Source organism: Nocardioides astragali (genome assembly GCF_024436375.1).
In the GTDB taxonomy this organism is placed as follows: Bacteria; Actinomycetota; Actinomycetes; order Propionibacteriales; family Nocardioidaceae; genus Nocardioides; species Nocardioides astragali.
Genome location: NZ_JAFMZM010000004.1, coordinates 469,250 through 486,303, shown reverse-complemented (window position 1 = coordinate 486,303; position 17,054 = coordinate 469,250). Strand labels below are relative to the sequence as shown.

17 protein-coding genes are annotated in these 17,054 nt (G+C 70.6%); 2 read left to right on the top strand and 15 right to left on the bottom strand.

The window, feature by feature from the left end:
* Genes hisH through hisD form a run of 4 tightly spaced genes read right to left on the bottom strand, consistent with a single transcriptional unit; the run spans position 1 to position 3,708 of the window.
* Entirely contained in the window at positions 1–636 is a 636-nt protein-coding gene (gene hisH / locus J3P44_RS15575) for an imidazole glycerol phosphate synthase subunit HisH (protein ID WP_255891350.1), read from the bottom strand.
* Positions 637–665: 29 nt separating this feature from the next.
* Complete coding sequence (gene hisB, locus J3P44_RS15570) at positions 666–1,280, bottom strand: imidazoleglycerol-phosphate dehydratase HisB (protein ID WP_255891349.1); 615 nt, start codon at positions 1,278–1,280, stop codon at positions 666–668.
* Positions 1,277–2,395 (bottom strand): histidinol-phosphate transaminase, encoded by a 1,119-nt coding sequence (locus J3P44_RS15565; RefSeq protein WP_255891348.1) that lies wholly within the window; start codon positions 2,393–2,395, stop codon positions 1,277–1,279. The genes hisB and J3P44_RS15565 overlap by 4 nt, the downstream gene beginning before the upstream one ends.
* On the bottom strand, positions 2,392–3,708 hold the full coding sequence (hisD, locus tag J3P44_RS15560; RefSeq protein WP_305122577.1) for a histidinol dehydrogenase: 1,317 nt from the start codon (positions 3,706–3,708) through the stop codon (positions 2,392–2,394). Before hisD ends, J3P44_RS15565 begins: the two co-directional genes overlap by 4 nt.
* Before the next feature lie 82 nt (positions 3,709–3,790).
* Between hisD and J3P44_RS15555 the strand changes: the two genes are divergently transcribed.
* A complete protein-coding gene (locus tag J3P44_RS15555) occupies positions 3,791–4,456 on the top strand; it encodes an LON peptidase substrate-binding domain-containing protein (RefSeq protein ID WP_255891346.1) in 666 nt (221 codons plus the stop codon).
* 15 nt (positions 4,457–4,471) lie between these two features.
* Positions 4,472–4,984, top strand: coding sequence for a Cys-tRNA(Pro) deacylase (gene ybaK / locus J3P44_RS15550; RefSeq protein ID WP_255891345.1), 513 nt, complete (start codon positions 4,472–4,474; stop codon positions 4,982–4,984).
* 24 nt (positions 4,985–5,008) lie between these two features.
* Here ybaK and J3P44_RS15545 read toward each other — a convergent pair whose 3' ends face one another.
* The 11 genes from J3P44_RS15545 to J3P44_RS15495 all read right to left on the bottom strand — a co-directional run bounded on the left by J3P44_RS15545 (position 5,009) and on the right by J3P44_RS15495 (position 17,049).
* Positions 5,009–6,670, bottom strand: a complete 1,662-nt coding sequence (locus J3P44_RS15545) for a DUF3352 domain-containing protein (RefSeq protein ID WP_255891344.1) — start codon at positions 6,668–6,670, stop codon at positions 5,009–5,011.
* A gap of 63 nt (positions 6,671–6,733) precedes the next feature.
* Positions 6,734–7,261 (bottom strand): hypothetical protein, encoded by a 528-nt coding sequence (locus tag J3P44_RS15540; RefSeq protein WP_255891343.1) that lies wholly within the window; start codon positions 7,259–7,261, stop codon positions 6,734–6,736.
* The gene (gene dnaE, locus J3P44_RS15535; protein WP_255891342.1) at positions 7,258–10,821 is read right to left on the bottom strand and encodes a DNA polymerase III subunit alpha; all 3,564 of its coding nucleotides are present in this window, start codon (positions 10,819–10,821) and stop codon (positions 7,258–7,260) included. Before dnaE ends, J3P44_RS15540 begins: the two co-directional genes overlap by 4 nt.
* A 156-nt stretch (positions 10,822–10,977) precedes the next feature.
* Positions 10,978–11,940 carry a DUF2332 domain-containing protein gene (locus J3P44_RS15530; protein ID WP_255891341.1) on the bottom strand — a complete coding sequence of 321 codons (963 nt, stop codon included), beginning with the start codon at positions 11,938–11,940 and terminating at the stop codon, positions 10,978–10,980.
* Positions 11,941–11,972: 32 nt separating this feature from the next.
* Positions 11,973–12,485, bottom strand: coding sequence for a DUF6886 family protein (locus J3P44_RS15525; protein WP_255891340.1), 513 nt, complete (start codon positions 12,483–12,485; stop codon positions 11,973–11,975).
* 50 nt (positions 12,486–12,535) lie between these two features.
* The gene (locus J3P44_RS15520; RefSeq protein WP_255891339.1) at positions 12,536–13,246 is read right to left on the bottom strand and encodes a GNAT family N-acetyltransferase; all 711 of its coding nucleotides are present in this window, start codon (positions 13,244–13,246) and stop codon (positions 12,536–12,538) included.
* On the bottom strand, positions 13,236–14,174 hold the full coding sequence (locus tag J3P44_RS15515; protein WP_255891338.1) for an RluA family pseudouridine synthase: 939 nt from the start codon (positions 14,172–14,174) through the stop codon (positions 13,236–13,238). The genes J3P44_RS15520 and J3P44_RS15515 overlap by 11 nt, the downstream gene beginning before the upstream one ends.
* Positions 14,171–14,752: a signal peptidase II gene (gene lspA / locus J3P44_RS15510; RefSeq protein WP_255891337.1), complete on the bottom strand. Its 582-nt coding sequence runs from the start codon at positions 14,750–14,752 to the stop codon at positions 14,171–14,173. The genes J3P44_RS15515 and lspA overlap by 4 nt, the downstream gene beginning before the upstream one ends.
* Positions 14,725–15,747, bottom strand: a complete 1,023-nt coding sequence (locus J3P44_RS15505) for a TraR/DksA family transcriptional regulator (protein WP_255891336.1) — start codon at positions 15,745–15,747, stop codon at positions 14,725–14,727. The genes lspA and J3P44_RS15505 overlap by 28 nt, the downstream gene beginning before the upstream one ends.
* 161 nt (positions 15,748–15,908) lie before the next feature.
* Positions 15,909–16,652, bottom strand: a complete 744-nt coding sequence (locus J3P44_RS15500; protein ID WP_255891335.1) for a DivIVA domain-containing protein — start codon at positions 16,650–16,652, stop codon at positions 15,909–15,911.
* A gap of 103 nt (positions 16,653–16,755) precedes the next feature.
* Positions 16,756–17,049, bottom strand: a complete 294-nt coding sequence (locus J3P44_RS15495; RefSeq protein WP_255891334.1) for a YggT family protein — start codon at positions 17,047–17,049, stop codon at positions 16,756–16,758.
* Between the last annotated feature and the right edge of the window lie 5 nt (positions 17,050–17,054).

Here is a 17,054-nt window from a genome sequence, read left to right as displayed (position 1 = left end):
TCAGCCGAGCGACCCCACCCAGTTCCGCAGCAGCGCCGCCCCAGCGTCACCGGACTTCTCCGGGTGGAACTGGGTCGCGGACAGCGGCCCGTTCTCCACGGCAGCCACGAAGCGGTCGCCACCGTGCTCGGCCCACGTCACCAGTGGAGCCGCCGTGCGGGTGTTGGTCACCAGGTCCCAGCTCCGGGCCGCGTAGGAGTGCACGAAGTAGAAGCGCTCCTCCTCGACGCCGCTGAAGAGCCGCGAGCCCTCCGGCGCCTCGACGGTGTTCCAGCCCATGTGCGGCACGACGTCTGCCTGGAGCCTGGTGACGAGTCCGGGCCACTCGTCGCAGCCGTCTGTCTCCACGCCGTGCTCGACGCCGCCGGCGAACAGGATCTGCATGCCGACGCAGATGCCGAGCACCGGGCGCCCACCGGCCAGGCGGCGCCCGATGATCCGCTCGCCCTTGATCGCGCGCAGGCCGGCCATGCACGCGGCGTACGCCCCCACGCCTGGCACGACGAGCCCGTCCGCCTCGAGGGCGGCCTCGAAGTCACTGGTCAGCGTGACGGACGCACCCGCGCGCTCGACCGCGCGCACCACGGAGCGCAGGTTGCCCGAGCCGTAGTCGAGGACGACGACCTCGGACGTCACAGAACCCGATAGTGAGCTCGCAGGCTCGCTCACAGGCTCCCCTTCGTCGACGGCACACCCGTCTCGCGCGGGTCGAAGGCGATCGCGTCGCGGAAAGCCCGCGCGAACGCCTTGAACTGGGTCTCCACGATGTGGTGCGGGTCGCGGCCCGCGAGCACCCGGACGTGGAGCCCCAGGTGCGCGTGGTGGGCGATCGACTCGAAGACGTGGCGCGTGAGCGATCCCTGGTAGGGCACCGCCCCGCCGCCGCCACCGATGGCGACGTACGCCTGCCCCTCGGGTTCGCCGGTGTGGACGCAGAACGGGCGGCCGGAGACGTCGACGACCGCCTGGACGAGCGCCTCGTCGAGCGGGACCGTGGCGTCACCGAAGCGACGGATGCCGGACTTGTCGCCCAGCGCCTCCCGCAGTGCCTGGCCGAGCACGATCGCGGTGTCCTCCACCGTGTGGTGGGCGTCGATGTGGGTGTCGCCGTTGGTGTGGACGACGAGATCGAGGAGGGAGTGGCGCGCGAAGGCGTCGAGCATGTGGTCGTAGAACCCCACGCCGGTGCTGACCTGGGCGCGCCCGGTGCCGTCGAGGTCGACCTCGACGGTGACCTGCGACTCCTTGGTCTTTCGCTCGATGCTGGCCGTGCGGCTCATCCTTGCTCCTTGATCACGTCCGTGAGTGCCTGCCTGAATGCTGCCATCTCGTCCCCGGTGCCGACCGAGACCCGCAACCAGCCGTCGGGGCCGGTCTCGCGGATCAGCACCCCTCGGTCGAGGAGTCCCTGCCAGACTGCGTGCCGGTCGGCGAACCGGCCGAACAGCACGAAGTTGGCGTCCGACTCGGCGACGTCGAGCCCCTGCTCGCGCAGCCAGACCACCGTCGCGTCCCGCTCCACCCGCAGGTCGTCGACCCGGCCGAGCAGCTCCGTGGCGTGCCGCAGGGCAGCCAGCGCGGTCGCCTGGGTGACCGCCGAGAGGTGGTAGGGCAGCCGCACGACCCGGATCGCGTCGCAGATCGCCGGGTCGGCGGCGAGGTAGCCCAGCCGGGCCCCCGCCAGGGCGAAGGCCTTGCTCATCGTGCGGGTGACCACGAGGTTGCGGTGCTCCCCCAGCAGCTCGAGCGCACTGGGAGTGCCCGCGCGACGGAACTCGCCGTAGGCCTCGTCCACCACCACGATGCCGCCCGGCTCGTAGGACGCTGCTGCCTCGCAGAGCATCGCCACCGCCTCCGGCGGCAGCGCGGTGCCGGTCGGGTTGTTGGGGCTGGGTAGCAGCACGACCGCGGGTCGCCGGTCCTCGACCAGGCGGCGAGCCGCGTCGAGGTCAAGCGAGAAGTCCTCGGCGCGGTGGCCGGTCTCCCACGTGGTGTGGGTGTCGCGGGCGTACTCGGGATACATCGAGTACGTCGGTGCGAACGACAGGGCTACGCGGCCGGGACCGCCGAAGGCCTGCAGCAGCTGGAGCATGACCTCGTTGGAGCCGTTGGCCGCCCACACCATGTCCGGCGTGATGCCGGCCCCGCCGGAGGAGCAGAGGTACGCCGCCAGCCTTGCGCGCAGCTCGACGAACTCACGGTCGGGGTAGCGGTTGAGCGAGACCGCGGCCTCCCCCACCGCCCGCGCGATGTCGGCCGCCGCCTCGGCGGAAGGACCGTAGGGGTTCTCGTTGACGTTGAGCTGCACCGGCGCCTGCTCGAGGGAGAGCTGGGGCGCGCCGTAGGGCTCGATCCCCCGCAGCTCCTCGCGCAGGGGTGGGAAGGACGGCGTCACCGATCCGACCGTACGTCGTCGAAGCGCACGGACACGGCCTGGCCGTGGCCGGGCAGGTCCTCGGCCTCGGCCAGCGTGACCACGTGGTCGGCGACCTCGGCGAGCGCGGCCTGCGAGTAGTCGACGACGTGCACGGACCGCGTGAACGCCCGCACCGAGAGCCCGCTGGAGTGGCAGGCGCAGCCGGCGGTGGGCAGCACGTGGTTGGAGCCGGCGCAGTAGTCGCCCAGCGACACCGGCGCCCAGGGGCCGACGAAGATCGCGCCGGCGTTGCGGACGCGGGCGGCGAGGGCGCCTGCGTCGCGGGTGTGGATCTCGAGGTGCTCGGCTGCATAGGCGTTGACGACGTCGAGGCCCTGCTCCATGTCGTCGACCAGGACGGTGCCCGACTGCCGTCCGCCCAGCGCTGTGCGGATGCGCTCGGTGTGACGGGTCGCGAAGACCTGCTTGTCGAGCTCGGCGTCCACGGCGTCGGCAAGCTCGAGGGAGTCGGTCACCAGGACCGAGGCGGCCATCGGGTCGTGCTCGGCCTGGCTGATCAGGTCGGCGGCGACGAACGCCGCCTCGGCAGTGTCGTCGGCGAGGATGGCGATCTCGGTCGGGCCGGCCTCGGCGTCGATGCCGACCACACCGCGCAGGAGGCGCTTGGCGGCCGCGACATAGATGTTGCCGGGGCCGGTGACCAGGTCGACGCGCTGGCACGGACCAGCGCCGTGGGCGAACATCGCGATCGCCTGGGCGCCGCCCACGGCGTACACCTCGTCGACGCCGAGCAGGGCGCAGGCGGCCATGATCGTCGGCTCGGGCAGGCCGTCGCGGTTCTTCTGCGGCGGACTCGCGAGCGCGATCGAGCGCACCCCGGCCACCTGGGCGGGTACGACGTTCATCACGACGCTGCTGACCAGGGGGGCGAGACCGCCGGGGACGTAGAGCCCCACCCGGTCGACCGGCACCTTGCGGTGCGTCACGGTGGCGCCCGTCGACACCTGGCTGGTCACGTCGTGCTCCAGCTCGGCCTCGCTGGTCGCGCGCAGCCGGCGGATCGACTCCTCCAACGCAGCGCGCACGGCCGGCTCGAGCTGGGCGAGCGCCGCCTCGAGGGCCTCGCGAGGCACGCGGATGTCGTCGCTCTCGACCCCGTCGAAGCGGGCCGAGTACTCCGTGATCGCCTCCACACCGCGGGCCCGGACCGCGTCGATGATGGGCTGGACCTGATGCGTTGCGGCCTCGACGTCGAACTCGGCGCGAGGCACGCTCGCGCGGTAGTCGACGGACGCCGGATCGGCGCCCCTCAGGTCGATGCGACGGATCAGGGACATGCCCCGAGTCTAGGTTCCCCGGCGGGTCGGCCCCGCGGCGCGGGCGCACCGTGGACACGAAGGTTAGGTTGATCAGGTGAGCGATCCACTGCCGATGTTCCCGCTCAACACCGTGGTGTTCCCGGGCATGAGCGTGCCGCTCCACGTCTTCGAGGACCGCTACCGGCTCCTGGTCAACCACCTGCTCACGGTCGAGGATCCCGCTGCCCGCGTGTTCGGCACGGTGGCCATCCGCGAGGGGTACGAGGTCGGCGACCACGGCGCCCAGTCGGTCTACCGGGTCGGCTGCCTGCTGCAGCTGACCGAGGCCGACCGTCGCGACGACGGCACGTTCGACATCGTCGCGGTCGCCCGCGAGCGCCTCATGCTGGAGGAGATGCAGCGAGGCGCAGACTTCCCGCAAGGGGTGGTCGCGGTGCTGCCAGAGCCCGAGGTCGAGGTGCCCGCCGAGGTGCTGGACCGGGCCCGCGCCACGTTCACGGCCTTCCGGGCGGCGATGACCGAGCTGCAGGGTGACCCGTTCAGCGGGACCCTGCCACGCGACCCGGACTACCTCGCCTGGACCCTGTCGGCGCTGACTCCGCTGCCGATGGCCGAGCGGCAGTCGCTGCTGGAGGCGGCCGACGCCACCGAGCGTCTCGCGCTCGTCACCCGGCTGCTGACCGAGGAGCTGCGGGCGATCAACGTCATCCCGTCACTGCCCGCCACCCAGGTGGCACGGACCGCCTGGTCCCCCAACTGACGCCGAAGCTGGTCGATGGCGAAGGCACGCGGTGTCGGCGGTACGCCGGCGACGCTCGCGCTGACCGCGGCCGGCATCGCCTTCGAGGTGCGGGCCTACGAGCACGACCCGCGGGCGACGGGGTATGGCCTGGAGGCGGCGGAGGCCCTCGGGGTGGAGCCGGCACGGGTGTTCAAGACCCTGCTCGCCTCGCTCGACCCTTCGACAGGCTCAGGACAACGTGCTCGTCTCGTCGTCGGCATCGTCCCGGTCTCGGGCCAGCTCGATCTCAAGGCCCTGGCGCGGACGCTGGGCGGGAGCAAGGCGGTGATGGCCGAGGTTGCCGCCGCCGAGCGGGCGACGGGCTACGTCGCCGGTGGGATCTCTCCTGTCGGCCAGAAGCGCACGCACCCGACGGTGCTGGACTCCTCAGCACTCGACCACGACACGATCCTGGTCTCCGGTGGCCGGCGCGGCTTCGACCTCGAGCTCGCGCCGAGGGACCTGGTGGCGATCACCTGTGCGGTGACCGCCACCATCGGTCGCTGAGGTCGGCCCGGGAGGGCCGGTCGATCAGTCGGTCGTCAGCTTGAGCATCCCGTGGACGACATCGCCGTCCACCCAGCCGCTGACGCCGAACGCCGAGAGAGGTGCGAGGTTCTCGCTCACCTCGGGCATGTCCTCGGTCACCCGGACCAGCCAGTCGTCGTCGGCGTCGAAGTTGACGTAGAGCACCGACTGGGCCTCACCGTCCTCGACGACCTTCGAGTAGTCGTCGCTGTCGCCGAGGTCGCCGCCGCTCTCGAGCTTGCCGCGGTAGTCGTCCTGCAGCGCCAGCACGGCGTAGCCGTCTCCCTCGGAGACCTGCATGAACTCGGCCGCCTCCGGCCCGGCCAGCTCGGCGACCTTGTCGAGCACCGCCTGGATCTCGCCGGCGTCGCCCTTGATGCGGATGCCCGCCGGGACCTCGCCGGGTCCGCCGTTGGTGATTGCGTCAGGGTCGATGCCACTGCCGAGCGAGACGCTCACGCCCTCGCCGAGGAGCGTCTCCACGTCCTCGGGGAAGGTCAGTCCGGTCTCGCTCTCGAACTGGGCGAGCTGCTCGTCGATGGTGTCGCTCTCCTCCGGCACGGTGGACTTGACGTAGTCGAGGACCGCCTCGGCCCATCCCTCCTTGAGAGAGAAGCCGAACGCGGCGACGGTGTCCTCCGGAAGGCTGGCGACCATGCCGACGCCCGTGTCGCTCTCCATGAACCTGGTCAGGTCCTTCTGGTAGTTGGACATGGCGTACTCGACCTCGACCGAGCCGTCGTCGAAGCGGACGGTGGCGGCCATGCCGTCGAAGTCGTCGATCATCTTCTGGAGACCCTCGGGCACCTCCTCCTCTGCCATCGGGTCCTCGGCCGTGAAGTCGTCCGTCGTGCTCGGAAGGCCGCCGAGCATGGAGCCCATGCCCGCGGCGTCCTCGAGGTACTGGGCGGCCGCCTTCGCGACGTAGAAGGACATGAAGCCGGCCTCGCCGGCCTCGCCGGTCCACTGCTCGTAGGACGCGTCGTCGGCCAGTGAAGCGCCGTCGGCCGCGTCCACGACCTGCTGGGCGATCTCCTCGGTCTCGGCGAGGACCATCCAGTCACCCTCGATGACCCAGCCGCCGACGTCGTCGCCCTCACCCTCGGCGCTGTCGGAGCTGCCCTCCTCGGCGGTGCCACCGCACGCCTCGATGAGGGTGGTCACGCCGTCCTCGGCCTTGCCGGCGTCGGTCACCTGGACGACACCGACCGCGGCCGGCTCGTCCTCCCCGAGGTCCACGGCAGCCATCGCGGCACGGGACCCGAGCCACGGCTCGACGTCCTCGACGTAGTCGAGGCCCTCGCACTCACCGGACTTGGTGAGCTCCTCGAAGAACCGCTCGCGCAGGTCGTCGTCGGTCTCGAGGTTGATCTTGTCGTTGAAGGCCGGGAACTTGCGCAGCGTCTTGATGGCCTCGATCTTCTGGCCGCCGCTGGGGTCGAGGTCGACACTCGCGTAGGCGATGGTCGAGTCCGGCAGTGCCTCGGCGGGCTGGGACCCGGTCGCGAAGAAGCTGGTGGCCGCCCACGCGCCGCCGGCGACGACGGCACCGCCGGCGACGAGCGCGCCGAGCACCATGAGGCGCTTGCGGTTGTCGTTGGCGGGCGCAGTCTCGATCGGGCCCTGGTCGTCCAGGTACTCCGGGCCACCCGGTGTCATGCTCATGAAAGTCCTGCTCCCCCGTCACGCGAGCCCGAGATGGTCGGACCCGCCCCAATCTGGTCGCGGTCAGCCTACCCGCGAGCGCGCCCCATCAACCCTCGACCTTCCCAAGAGATACATCGCGACCAGACCGGCCATCGCGCCCGCGGGAAAGGCCACGAGCGCGGTGGAGTGGTAGGGCACCCGACCGCGGTCGGGAGCGGTCAGTCCCAGGCCGCTCGAGATGGGCGTGTAGTCGGGCTCGCCCGCGGCGAGCGCCTGGGGGTCGGACGGTCCGAGGCTGCTGCCGACGGCGTACATCACGACCCCGGCGAGGGCGGCGGCCACGAGCACGGTGACCACGGTGACCATCTCGTGGGCGCGTCGCAGGCCCGCCAGCACCGCCAGGACCAGGCCGAGCGGAAAGGCGATGAGCACGAACAGCGCGATGCCCTCGAACGTGAAGTCCGGGCCGGCGGGCTCGAGGTACCAGCGGCCCTCGAACGCCAGCCCGGTCGGGGCGTCCCACAGGGACTCCCACAGCACGCCCGCCACGGCACCGGCGCCGAGGAACACCGCGAGCACGGTGGCGACCCACCGCCAGGGCACGCTCATCCGGTCAGGCACCCCGGACCGAGCAGCTGCTTGAGGTCGGCGAACAGCGCGGGACTCGGGCTGACCCGCAGGTTGTCGTCGAGCCGGAGCACCTTGGTGGAGCTGCGAGTCAGCAGCCGCAGCTGGACCTCCGTCATGCCGGGGTGCGTGCCGAGCACGTCGCGGAGCTGCGCCACCACCGGAGGCGTGCATCGGGTCGACGGCAGGCTGATCACCACGGGACCGGCCGGGCCCTGGTTGAGGTCGGGGGCCGTGACCTCCTGGGCGCGCAGCTCGGGCTGGTCCTTGTCGCGGGAGAGCTGTCCCTTGATCCGGACGACCTGGTCCTCGACCAGCAACGTCGAGGAGAGCGTGTAGGCGCTCGGGAACAGCAGCACCTCGATCGCACCGTCGAGGTCCTCGAGCGTGATCGTCGCCCACGGGTCGCCGCGCTTGGTGATCTTGCGCTGGACCGAGGTGATCAGCCCACTGACCGTCAGGGTCGAGCCGTGCGCGCGCTCCTCGTCGAGCAGGAGCTGGCCGATGGTGCAGTCGGCGCCCTGGGACAGCACGTGCTCGAGGCCGAGGAGCGGGTGGTCGGACACGTAGAGCCCTAGCATCTCCCGCTCGTGGCCGAGCAGGGTCATCTTGTCCCAGTCCTCGATGTCGGGGATGGTCACGCTGACCCCGAAGCCGACGTCGTCATCACCGTCGCCGAGCCCGCCGAAGAGCGAGTCCTGGCCGATCGCCTCGTTCTTCTTGAGGTCGACGAACTGGTCGACGGCCGTCTCGTGGACCGCGGCGAGCGCGCGCCGCTTGTGCTTCATGTCGTCGAAGGCGCCGGCCTTGATCAGCGACTCGACCACGCGCTTGTTGCACACCAGTGCCGGCACCTTCTCCATGAAGTCGTTGAAGTCGGCGTAGCGGCCCTTCTCCTCGCGGGCGGCGACGACGCCGGCGACGACGTTGTGGCCGACGTTGCGCACGGCGGTGAGGCCGAAGCGGATGTCGTGGCCGACCGGGGTGAAGTTGGCGTGGGACTCGTTGACGTCGGGTGGCAGCACCTGGATCTTCATCCGGCGGCACTCGTTGAGGTAGATCGCCATCTTGTCCTTGTCGTCCTTCACCGACGTCAGGAGCGCGGCCATGTATTCCGTCGGGTAGTTGGCCTTGAGGTAGGCGGTCCAGTAGGTGATGACGCCGTAGGCGGCGGAGTGGGACTTGTTGAAGGCGTAGTCGGAGAACGGGAGCAGGATCTCCCAGAGCTTGTCGATGGCCTGCTGCGGGAAGCCGCGCTCGAGCATGCCGGCCTGGAACCCGGCGTACTGCTTGTCGAGCTCCTCCTTCTTCTTCTTGCCCATCGCGCGGCGCAGGTTGTCGGCGGCACCGAGGGTGAACCCGGCGAGCACCTGCGCGATCGCCATGACCTGCTCCTGGTAGACGATGAGGCCGTAGGTCTCCCCCAGCACCGGCTCGAGCGCCTGGGCGAGCGCCGGGTGGATCGGCTCGATCGCCTCGCGACCGTTCTTGCGGCGGGCGTACTTGTTGTGGGAGTCGGCACCCATCGGCCCGGGGCGGTAGAGCGCGCTGACGGCCGTGATGTCTGCGAATGCGTCGGGCTGCAGCGAGCGGAGCAGGGACCGCATGCCCGAGCCGTCGAGCTGGAAGACGCCGAGCGTGTCACCGCGGCCCATCAGCTCGTAGGTCGCGCGGTCCTCGAAGCCCAGCTCCTCCAGGACGACCTTCTCGCCGCGGTTGACCTCGATGTTGCTGATCGCGTCGTCAAGGATGCGGAGGTTGGACAGGCCGAGGAAGTCCATCTTGACCAGGCCGAGCGACTCGCACATCGGGTAGTCGAACTGGGTGATGACCGCGCCGTCCTGCGGCCTGGCCATGATCGGCACGATGTCGATGAGCGGCTCGCTCGACATGATCACGCCGGCGGCGTGCACGCCCCAGTTGCGGATCTGGCCCTCCAGGCCGACCGCAGTCTCGTAGATCGTGCGGACGTCGGGGTCCTGGCCGTGCAGCGCTCGGAACTCGCCGCCGTCGTTGTAGCGCTTGTGGTCGGCGTTGAAGATGTCCTTGAGCGCGACTCCCTTGCCCATCACGTCGGCCGGGTAGGCCTTGGTGATCCGGTCGCCGATCGCGAAGCCGTGGTCGAGGACGCGGGCGGCGTCCTTGATGGCGGCCTTGGCCTTGAGCCGCCCGAAGGTGGCGATCTGGGCGACGCGGTCGGCGCCGTACTTGTCGCTGACGTAGGAGATGACCTCGCCGCGGCGGGCGTCGTCGAAGTCGATGTCGAAGTCGGGCATCGACGGGCGCTCGGGGTTGAGGAAGCGCTCGAAGAACAGTCCGTGCTCCAGGGGGCACAGGTCGGTGATGCGCAGGGCGTAGGCCGCGATGGAGCCCGCACCCGAGCCACGGCCGGGGCCCACGCGGATGCCGTTGTCCTTGGCCCAGTTGATGAAGTCGGCGACCACGAGGTAGTAGCCGCAGTAGCCCTTCTGGGAGATGATCGCGAGCTCCATCTCGACGCGCTCGCGCACCTCCTCGGTCGTCAGCTCGCCGGGGTAGCGGGCCTCGATGCCGCGCCAGACCTCCTTGCGGAACCACGACTCCTCGGTCTCGCCGGCCGGCACATCGGCACGCGCCATGTAGCCGCCGGTCGACTCGGTGAACTCGACCTCGCACCGCTCGGCGATCGCGAGGGTGTTGTCGCACGCCTCGGGCATCCCGAACCGGTCGCCCCACAGCTCGCGCATCTCGGCGGCCGACTTGATGTAGTAGCCGCCGCCGTCGAACTTGAGCCGGTTGGTGTCGGAGAGCCGCTTGCCGGACGCGACGCAGATGAGCGCGTCGTGGGCCGCGGCGTCCTCGGGGTTGTTGTAGTGGGAGTCGTTGGTGGCGATGGGCGGGAGGCCCATCTGCTTGCCGAGCCGCAGCAGGTCGTCGCGCACGCGCTTCTCGATGTCGATGCCGTGGTCCATCAGCTCGAGGAACACGTTGTCGCGACCGAAGATGTCCTGGAGCTCAGCGGCCTCGCGGACCGCCTCGTCGTACTGACCGAGGCGCAGCCGCGTCTGGATCGCGCCACTGGGGCAGCCGGTGCTGACGATCAGCCCCTTGCTGTGCTCGGCGAGGATTTCCTTGTCCATCCGGGGCTTGAAGTAGTAGCCCTCCAGGCTGGAGCGCGAGGACAGCCGGAACAGGTTGTGCATGCCCTCGGTGCTCTCGGCCCACATGGTCATGTGGGTGTAGGCGCCACCACCGGCGACGTCGTTGCCGCCCTCCTCGGCCAGGTCACCCTGCCCCCATCGCACGCGGCGGCGCTCGCCACGCTGGGTGCCGGGGGTGAGGTAGGCCTCGATGCCGATGATCGGCTTCACGCCGTGCTTGCGCGCCTTGGAGTAGAAGTCGTAGGCGCCGTGCAGGTTGCCGTGGTCGGTCATCGCGATGGCCGGCATGCCGAGCTCGCTGGTGCGGGCGAACAGCCCGTCCAGCAGCGATGCCCCGTCGAGCATGGAGTATTCGGTGTGCACGTGCAGGTGCACGAAGTTGTCGTGGGTGCCGGCCGACATGGAGGGGACTTCCGCACCTTTCAGGGTCGCTGACGGTGTCACTTCTGGGGTGGGGCGTCGCTGACGAGTCAGCAGTGCCGCAGCGGGCACTCGAGGGGGAAGAATCGTCAGCCTACGTCAGTGTGCAGGGCGCCACCGACAAGACGCGCCACCTGCTCAGGAGAGCCAGTCGATCGCGTGCCCGTGGCCGTGGCTGTAGGCGAGCGGCACGCCGTCCAGGGCGGTCACGAACCTGCCTGTGGGGACGTGGCTGCCGCTCACGCGGGGCAGCACGCCCCGTCCCTCGTTGCTGATCCACCGGCAGCGTCCCTCGGACACCAGTCCGGTCATCAGGTCGTGGAACCGGTCTCGTTCGGCCTGCTCGAGGTAGGCGACGACCGCCGAGTGGAACACCACCGGGGTCCCGTGCGGTGCCGCCTCGTCGAGCAGCGCGGGGAGGGCGTCGAAGAGGTCGGCGCGACGCAGTGCAGGGGGTTCGCGTCGCGCCACCGCCACGGCCGTACGCAGTCGCTCCCGCCGCTGGTCCTGCTCGGGCCAGACGAGCGTCTCCAGCCAGGCCATCGCGTCCGGGTCGGTGACGTCGAGGGGGTTGAGGTCGACGCCGCCCCGCCAGCCGACCTCCAGGGGCCGCGCCGGGACCGGCAGCGGACCGGTGGCCTCCGCGGTCAGCAGCGCCGCCCCGCCGCCGCGCAGCCCGCCCAGCGGCGGCCACGCGTAGTCGTAGCGGTCCGGGAACAGGCACAGCCCGGCACTCGCGCCGACCTCGATGAGCGCGAGCGGGCCTTCGAGCAGACCCATCACCGGCGCGAGCGTGGCGAGTCGGCCGACCTCGTTGGTCTGCGTCGCCCGGGACATGACGGTCTCGCGGACGTCGGGCTCACGTTCGAGCAGCACCCGACGCAGGGAGTCGTACGGGGCAGGGGCGGGCGCACCGTGCCAGCGAGCGGCCGCGAAGACCAGGTTGGGCTGGCGCTTGATCGGCGGCAGCGTCTCCAGCCAGGCGAGCACCTCCGGGTCGTCGGCGACGCCGGTGGCCCACTCCTCGAAGCACGGTGAGTCGCTCGCGGCGTAGGAGGCGAAGTCGCGGTACTCCTCGATCACGTCGTCGTAGAGCAGCACGGCCCCCATTCTGCCCACCAGCGGATGGGACCTCAGCGACGGGTGGCGAAGGGTCCACCGGGTCCGACACCGGCGTTGCCCATCCGGATCGCCGAGAACTCCAGCCCGGCCGCGCGGACGCCGGCGAAATGCTCCTCCAGCGCCGGCATCACCCGGAGCTCGATGCCGTGCTCCTCGTGCAGCCCGACCAGGTCGTCGACCTCGACGGGCGGCCGGAGCGGCGCGACCGGGCGCGTGGCGACGTGGGCATGGGGTCGGTCGCCGAAGGGCTCGAAGTCCGCGGCGGCGAAGCGGTAGGCGTACAGCGCCGTCGTGCGCATCGTGGGCAGCCACGCCTCCTCGACGGCGTGCACCCGCGTGGCCCCGTCGCCCCACGAGCACACCCGCGGGCACTGCCTCGGGAACCAGTAGCACGGGCTGTTCAGCGCGTCGACGGTCCAGACGTACGCCTCGGGCTGCAGCGCCGTGGCAGCCACGTGCGGCACGAAGGTCCGGATCGAGGGGTCCTCGCTGAAGTGGAGGAGCTCGCCGGGACGTGGCAGCACCGGCCCATCATGCCCGGTGCGGGCCCGGTGCGTGCCCGGTCAGTGCCCCGTCAGATGGACTCTCGGCGTGACGCGTCGAGGGACTGGGCGATGATGACGTCGACGATCCGCGCGACGCGCTCCTCGCCGAGCTCGGGGACCACGGCGGCCACGCGCCGGGCGATCTCGGCCTCCCGGACCGGGTCGCGCTCCACCGACGGCTTCACCGACTGCACCGCGCGCGTCAGGGCCGTACGACGGGCGAGGACGTCGCCGAGCACCAGGTCCGTCTCGTCGATCAGGCCACGCAGGAAGGCCAGCGGGTCGGGCCCCGGCCAGGCCACCCGGATGTCGGGCGCCCGCTCCTCGTTGGCGGAGCCGTCGGTGCGCTCGAGCTCGAGGCAGCCGCGCCGCCGGTAGAACGCACGGGCCGGCTCATTGGACTCGAAGACCCACAGGCAGAAGCCCTCGGGTCGGAGCGTGGTCACCAGCTCGAAGAGCGCCGTGCCGACCCCGCTGCCCTGGTGGTCGGGGTGGACATAGAGGTCGTCGAGCCACGACGGCGTGCAGCGGGCGTAGCCCACCACCTCGGCGCCCAAGGCGGCCAGCCACACGTCGTACGCCGTCAGGTCCCAGCCTGCGACCCAGGCCCGCACCTCGTCGTCGCCGTGGACAGCATGCGGGAACGCGTCGCCGGCGGCCCGGCGCGCGGCGAGGTGCACCTCGGCCAGCATCGGCAGGTCGGCCGCCGAGGCGGGGCGAAGGGCCAGCTCAGCGCTCATCACGGATGACGTCGAGCGCGTGCGCGAGGTCGGCGGGGTAGGTGGACTCGTAGGTGACGTAGTCACCGGTCTCGGGGTGCTCGAACCCCAGCCGCATGGCATGCAGCCACTGGCGCTCCAGTCCCAGACGCTTGGCGAGGGTGGGGTCGGCGCCGTAGGTCAGATCTCCCACGCACGGGTGCTTGAGGGCACTCATGTGGACCCGGATCTGGTGCGTGCGGCCCGTCTCGAGGTGGACCTCGAGCAGGCTCGCGAACCGGTGGGCCTCGAGCGTCTCGTAGTGGGTGACGCTGTGCCGTCCGTCGGCCATGACCGCGAACTTGTAGTCGTGGTGGGGGTGGCGACCGATCGGGGCGTCGACCGTGCCGGCCAGCGGGTCCGGGTGACCCTGCACCAGCGCGTGGTAGGTCTTGTCGACGGTGCGGTGGCGGAAGGCGTTCTTGAGCACCGAGTAGGCGCGTTCCGACTTGCAGATGACCATCACGCCGCTGGTGCCGACGTCGAGGCGCTGGACGATGCCCTGCCGCTCGCTGGCCCCGCTCGTGGAGATCCGGAAACCCGCTCCGGCGAGGTGGCCGACGACGGTCTTCCCGGTCCAGCCGGGCGAGGGGTGCACCGCGACGCCGACCGGCTTGTCGACCACCACGATGGCGTCGTCGTCGTGGATGATCCGGATGCCCTCGACGATCTCGGGGACCACGACCAGCGGGTCGGTCTCTGCTGGGATGGTCACGTCGAGCATCGATCCGGCGTGCACCCGGTCGCTCTTGCCCACCGCGGCGCCGTCGACCTCGACGAGGCCCTGGGCGATCAGGTCCGCGGCCCTGGTGCGCGAGAAGCCGAACATCCGCGCCATCGCGGCGTCGACCCGCTCGCCGGCCAGGCCGTCGGGGACGAAGACGGTGCGTTGCTCGGCGTGCGTCATCATGCTGTGGCGCCCGGCTCGGGATCAGACCCTGCATCCGAGCCACGGGTGCCGTCGAGGGCCACCCCGCGGAAGGTCTGCAGGATGATCAGCCCCGCCGCGATGTTGATGCAGATGTCGGCGACGTTGAAGACAGGCCAGTTGGGCACCATCAAGAAGTCGACGACATGCCCGTGGAAGGGCTCGGGCTCGCGGACGACGCGGTCGGTGAGGTTGCCGCCGACGCCGCCGAGCAGGAGTCCCAGCGCCAGCGCCCATCCCGTGCTGACGACGCGCCGGCTGAGCCACAGCACCACCACGACCGCCACCATCGCCAGGCAGGTGAAGACGATCGTGAAGTCGGTGCCGGTGCTGAACGCGGCACCGGGGTTGAAGGTCAGGTGGAGGGTGAACCAGTCACCGAGCACCGCGATGTCGCCGTCGGCGAGGGAGGCCAGCGCCCACTGCTTGGAGCCGAGGTCGAGCGCGTAGGCCAGCAGGGCCATCCCCGCGAAGACCAGTCGTGCGTCGACGCGCCGACGGGACGGGTCGTGATCGACCTGGTCGCTGGGATTCAGCGACGCTCCTCGCGCTGCTTGCATGACATGCACAGTGTGGCATGGGGCACGGCCATCAACCGATTCTTGCCGATGGGGTTGCCGCAGGACTCGCAGACGCCGTAGGTGCCGTCGTCGATGTGCGCCAGCGCCCGGTCGATCTGGGCCAGGGTCTCGCGCTCCCTGGCCAGCACGGTGAGCTCGTGGTCGCGCTCGAAGCTGGTCGCGCCGACGTCGGCCTGGTCGTGGCCGGCACCGTCGCCGGCGTCACGCATGAGCCCGGCGAGCTCCTCCTCGGACCGGTCGACGATGACGGTGAGGCGCTCGCGGTGCTCGCGCAGCTCCTTGACGACCTCGTTGAGCTCGCCACGGGTCCAGGCGTCCTCACCCTCGAGCACCACGAGCCTGGCGGGAGTGGCCTTGCGAGGGGCGGACTTCTTGGCCTGGGCCGCGTCGTTCACTGGGGCTGCCTTCTTCGTGGACGTGGTGTTCGTGGTGGTGTTCGGGGCGGGGGTTGTCTTCGTCGCAGCGGTCTTCTTCGCCGGGGCGGGCGGGGCCTTGGACGCGGCAGCCTTCGTGGCGGTGGCCTTCTTGGCGGTGGCCTTCTTGGCGGTGGCCTTCTTGGCGGTGGCCTTGGTGGCGGTGGCCTTGGTGGCGGGAGCCTTCTTGACGGGAGCGGCCTTCTTCGCGGCAGCCTTCTTGACGGGAGCGGCCTTCTTCGCGGGCGCCGCCTTCTTCGCGGGCGCCGCCTTCTTCGCGACGGCCTTCTTGGCGGGAGCCTTCGTGGCGGCAGTCTTCTTCGCGACAGCCTTCTTCGCGGGAGCGGCCTTCTTCGCGGCCGCCTTCTTGGCGGGAGCGGCCGGCGTCGAAGGAGCCTTCTTCGCCGCGCTCTTCTTCGCAGGAGCGGCCTTCTTCGCCACCGACTTCGCGGCGCCGGCCTTGGCGGGGACGCCGTCCGTCGACGAGCCGCGTCGGCCGATCACCCGCTTCGCGGCGGCCGCGGCGGTGCCTGCGAGGGACTTACGCGTACTGCCAGCCATCTCCGAGGGCCTCCAGCCATGCATCGGGTGTGGCTGTCACCACACGGTGGCAGGGAGGCTATCCGGTGCCGCGAGGCGAACCAACACCCGGCGCGCCGAAATGCGCGAACGGCCGACCTCTCGGTCGGCCGTTCGCGCTTGTCGAGAGCGTGTCGGAAGGGTCAGCCCTCGTCGTCGCCGAGCACCGAGCGGAGGCGCTTGGGCCCGGGACCGCTGTCCACCGGCGCCTGGCTCTCGTTGCCCGTGGAGAGGGCCTCGAGCTGCTGGGTGAAGTAGGTCTTGAGCCGCGAGCGGTACTCGCGCTCGAACTGGCGGAGGGTCTCGACGTCGCTGTTGAGCTTGTCGCGCTCCTTCTCCAGGTCGCCGAACATCTGCTGGCGACGCTCCGCGGTCTCGGAGTCGAGCATCTGCGAACGCTGGCGAGCGTCGGCCTCCATGCGGTCGGCCTTGGTCTTCGCCTCGGCCTCGAGGCGCTCGGCCTTGGTGCGGGCGGAACCGACGATGCGGTCGGCCTCGTTCTTCGCGTCCTCGACGAGCTCGTCGGCGTTGCGGGTGGCGATCTCGAGGAGGCGAGCCGCGGCGTTGGAGGCGTCGGCGATGTTCTCGACGCGCAAGGTCTGCACGGGAGCGGCGACCCGCGCGGGTGCCACCGGCTCGGGCTCCGGCTCGGGCTCCGGCTCGGGTGCCGCAGGAGCGAACGACGGCGCGGCGGGCGCAGACGTCGAGGCGCCACCGGACTGTGCGGCCGACAGCTTGGACCGCAGGTCGTCGTTCTCCTTGGTGAGCCGCGCGAGCTCCGCCTCGACCTCGTCGAGGAACTGGTCAACCTCGCCCATGTCGTACCCCTCGCGGAGACGAACAGGTGTAAAGCGCTTGTTGCTCACGTCCTCAGGCGTCAGCGGCATGACCTCACCCAAACTTTCACGATCGATATCACGGTGGCTCTGCTGTCAGGAGACAATAGCGCCCGGCGCCGGCCGGGGCACAGTGACCCGTGTGGCGGATGGTTCAACGAAGGAAGATGGTGGCGACGATGTTGAGCAGCAGCCACGCTGCCACCATCACGAGCAGGAAGCTCAGGTCGAGGGCGACCGAGCCGATCCGCAGCGGCGGAATGACCCGTCGCAGGGCCACGATGGGCGGATCGGTGGCGGAGTAGACGCCCTCGAGCGCGACGAGGAGCGGACCGCGCGGCTCCCACTGCCGGGCGAAGACCTGGACCCAGTCCACGATGAACCGGATCCAGAGCAGCCCGATGAAGATGAACAGGACGTACCAGAGGACCAGACCGAAGACGTACACGAGAG

What these genes read in the sequence shown, in the direction of transcription:
- hisB (WP_255891349.1), bottom strand. Translation starts at nt 1,280, where the DNA reads ATGAGCCGCACGGCCAGCATCGAGCGAAAGACCAAGGAGTCGCAGGTC.
- ybaK (WP_255891345.1), top strand. Translation starts at nt 4,472, where the DNA reads ATGGCGAAGGCACGCGGTGTCGGCGGTACGCCGGCGACGCTCGCGCTG.
- J3P44_RS15545 (WP_255891344.1), bottom strand. Translation starts at nt 6,670, where the DNA reads ATGAGCATGACACCGGGTGGCCCGGAGTACCTGGACGACCAGGGCCCG.
- J3P44_RS15540 (WP_255891343.1), bottom strand. Translation starts at nt 7,261, where the DNA reads ATGAGCGTGCCCTGGCGGTGGGTCGCCACCGTGCTCGCGGTGTTCCTC.
- dnaE (WP_255891342.1), bottom strand. Translation starts at nt 10,821, where the DNA reads ATGTCGGCCGGCACCCACGACAACTTCGTGCACCTGCACGTGCACACC.
- J3P44_RS15520 (WP_255891339.1), bottom strand. Translation starts at nt 13,246, where the DNA reads ATGAGCGCTGAGCTGGCCCTTCGCCCCGCCTCGGCGGCCGACCTGCCG.
- J3P44_RS15515 (WP_255891338.1), bottom strand. Translation starts at nt 14,174, where the DNA reads ATGATGACGCACGCCGAGCAACGCACCGTCTTCGTCCCCGACGGCCTG.
- lspA (WP_255891337.1), bottom strand. Translation starts at nt 14,752, where the DNA reads ATGCAAGCAGCGCGAGGAGCGTCGCTGAATCCCAGCGACCAGGTCGAT.
- J3P44_RS15505 (WP_255891336.1), bottom strand. Translation starts at nt 15,747, where the DNA reads ATGGCTGGCAGTACGCGTAAGTCCCTCGCAGGCACCGCCGCGGCCGCC.
- J3P44_RS15500 (WP_255891335.1), bottom strand. Translation starts at nt 16,652, where the DNA reads ATGCCGCTGACGCCTGAGGACGTGAGCAACAAGCGCTTTACACCTGTT.